General features: G+C 68.4%; 2 protein-coding genes and 1 pseudogene. All 3 read left to right on the top strand.

The annotated features are described in order from the left end of the window. Positions 1-321: 321 nt before the first annotated feature. Positions 322-657, top strand: a pseudogene (locus tag FHW79_RS33470) (transposase); the annotation flags it as partial. After that, positions 657-1,010, top strand: coding sequence for an IS66 family insertion sequence element accessory protein TnpB (tnpB, locus tag FHW79_RS32175; RefSeq protein ID WP_183182672.1), 354 nt, complete (start codon positions 657-659; stop codon positions 1,008-1,010). The pseudogene FHW79_RS33470 and the gene tnpB, both read left to right, overlap by 1 nt. Before the next feature lie 69 nt (positions 1,011-1,079). Then, on the top strand, positions 1,080-2,639 hold the full coding sequence (locus FHW79_RS32170) for an IS66 family transposase (protein WP_183182670.1): 1,560 nt from the start codon (positions 1,080-1,082) through the stop codon (positions 2,637-2,639). The last annotated feature ends 25 nt before the right edge of the window (positions 2,640-2,664 follow it).

Below are 2,664 nucleotides of genomic sequence, written 5' to 3'. Positions count from 1 at the left end.
GTAAGCGTTGCGTGACGACACCTCCGACGTGATCCTGGTTCATGAAATATTCCGCTGGTCACAGATCAGCGGGGAAAGAGGATGTCGGGCCAGGATCTGGAGAGTTATTGGCGCAGTCATGCCGAGGCATGGAAGGTCAGCGGGCAGACGCTGAAGGCCTATGCTGAGGCCCATGGAATTGGACGGTGGGCTTTGGGGCGGTGGTCGCGCCGCTTTGCCGCTGTGGAGGAGGTGAGCGCTCCGGGTCATAGGGATAGTCCTGGTGCTGTCCCTATGACGGCGAGCGCTCCCTTGATGATGGAGATCGTCGAGGCGGCTCCCCGTCGGCGGCGCTGGTCGCAGGTGGAAAAAGAGCAACTGGTGGCGGAGACCTGCGAGCCGGGCGTAAGCGTGTCGCTGGTCGCCCGCCGGCGCGGGGTCGATCCCAGCCTGTTGTTCCGCTGGCGCCGCCAGATGCTCACCCCGGCCGAGTCGCCGCCCCTCTTTGCACCGGTGGAGGTGGCGGACGCCACGCCGGTTCTCTCCCTCACGCCACCGGCGCCATCCGGTGCCGGCATGATCGAGATCGAATTGGCCGGTGGACGGCGCCTGCGGGTCGGGCGGGACGTCGATGCCGAAGCGCTGCGCCGGGTGGTGAGCGTGCTGGAGCGTCCATGATGCTGTCGATCCCGGCCGGTGTGCGCATCTACCTGGCGTTGGAACCCTGCGACATGCGCCGCGGCTTCGATGGGCTGGCGCTGCTGGTGCAGCAGTCCCTCGGCAAAGACCCGTTCTGCGGCCACCTTTACATTTTCCGAGGAAAAGGGGCTGGGCGCGTAAAAATCCTCTACGCCGATCAGAACGGCCTGTGCCTGTTCGCCAAGAGGCTGGAGCGGGGCCGTTTCGTCTGGCCGACGACGCGGACCCCGGGCGGCACGGTGGTGCTGACGCCGGCGGAGTTGTCCTTGCTTCTGGAGGGGCTGGAATGGCGCCATACGGTGCCGGTATCCCGGCCGACCGCGGCGGGGTAAACGGGAGGAAAGTTGAGGAAATCCACGGGCTTGGCTGGCCTGGATCGGTGATCTGAGGTATCATCGGCCATGCGCTTCGACCTCGACAACCTGCCCGCCGATCCAGCCCTGCTCCAGCAGCTGGTGCGCGATTTGGCCGAGGTCGTGGAGCGCCAGAAAGCCGATCTGGCGGAGTTGGAGTCCCTGCGCCAGCAACTCCGGCAGATGCAGCGCACTGTTTTCGGGCGGCGCTCCGAACGGCTCGATCCCGACCAACTCGACCTTGGGCTGGACGACCTGGAAGCGGACATCGCCCGGGTCGAGGCCAAACTCGCCGCCGACCGCCCGGACACCGCGCCGGAACCGGCGAACGAGCGGGAGGGGCGCGGCCGCGACTGGCCCGATCACCTGCCGCATCACGACATCATCGTGGAACCGCAAGGGTTGGACGCCGGGGCCGGTGTCTGCCCCTGCTGCGGAGGCGCCCTGCACGCGGCCGGCGAGACCATCGCCCGGATGGTGGACTATGTGCCGGCCCAGGTCCGGGTGCTGCGCATCCGCCGGCCCAAATACGCCTGCCGCGGCTGCGGCACGCTGCACCAGGCGCCGGCCCCGGAAAAGCCGGCCGCCAAGGGCATGGCCACGCCGGCGATGCTGGCGCACATCATCACCAGCCGCTACTGCGATCATCTGCCCTTCTACCGCCAAGCACAGATCCTGGCCCGCAACGGCTTTCCTGTGGATCGCTCGGTTCTCGCGGGGTGGGCGGGACAGGCGTGCTGGTGGCTGGAGACCGTGCAGGAGGAACTCGCGAAGGCGGTGTTCGCCTCGACCAAGCTGTTCGCCGACGACACGCCGATGCCGACGCTGGCGCCGGGAACCGGCCGGGTGAAGACCGGCCGGTTCTGGGCTTATGCCCGCGACGACCGGCCCTGGCAGGGAACAGACCCGCCGGCCGTGGTCTACGCCTACACCAGCGATCGCAAGGGCGAGCGCCCGGCCGGCCATCTCCGGGATTTCCACGGGGTGCTGCAGGTGGACGGCTATGCCGGGTTCGAGCGGCTGGCCGCCGGAAACCGGGTGGTGCTGGCGGCGTGCTGGAGCCATGCCCGCCGCCGCTTTTACGATCTGGCCGAGAACGGCTCGCCGATCGCGGCGGAGGCGCTGCGCCGCATCGCCCGGCTCTACGCGATCGAGGAGCGCATCCGCGGCCGCACGGCCAACGAGCGACGGCAGCTCCGGCAAGCCGAGGCCGCGGCGCAGGTGGCGGAGCTGAAGGCATGGCTGGAGCGGGAACTCCCACGCCTGCCGGGCCGCTCCAAGCTGGCCGAGGCGATCCGCTATGCGCTCGGCCGCTGGAAGGCGCTGTGCGTCTACCTGGACGACGGCCGGGTCGAGATGGACACCAACACGGTCGAACGCTGCATCAGGCCCGTGGCCTTGAGTCGTAAAAACAGCCTGTTCGCCGGTTCCGAAGGCGGCGGCCACCGCTGGGCGGTGATCGCCTCGCTGGTAGAAACCTGCAAGCTCAACGGTGTCGAGCCGTTCGCCTACCTGCGCGACATCTTGGAGCGCATGGTGAACGGCTATCCCGCCAGCCGTGTCGCCGACCTGCTCCCGTGGAACTGGAAGCCGGCCGTCAACGCCTGATCCGGTGCGATCACGCTCCGCTTAC

It is taken from the genome of Azospirillum sp. OGB3 (genome assembly GCF_014192915.1).
In the GTDB taxonomy this organism is placed as follows: Bacteria; Pseudomonadota; Alphaproteobacteria; order Azospirillales; family Azospirillaceae; genus Azospirillum.
This window is presented reverse-complemented; position numbering and strand designations above follow the sequence as displayed.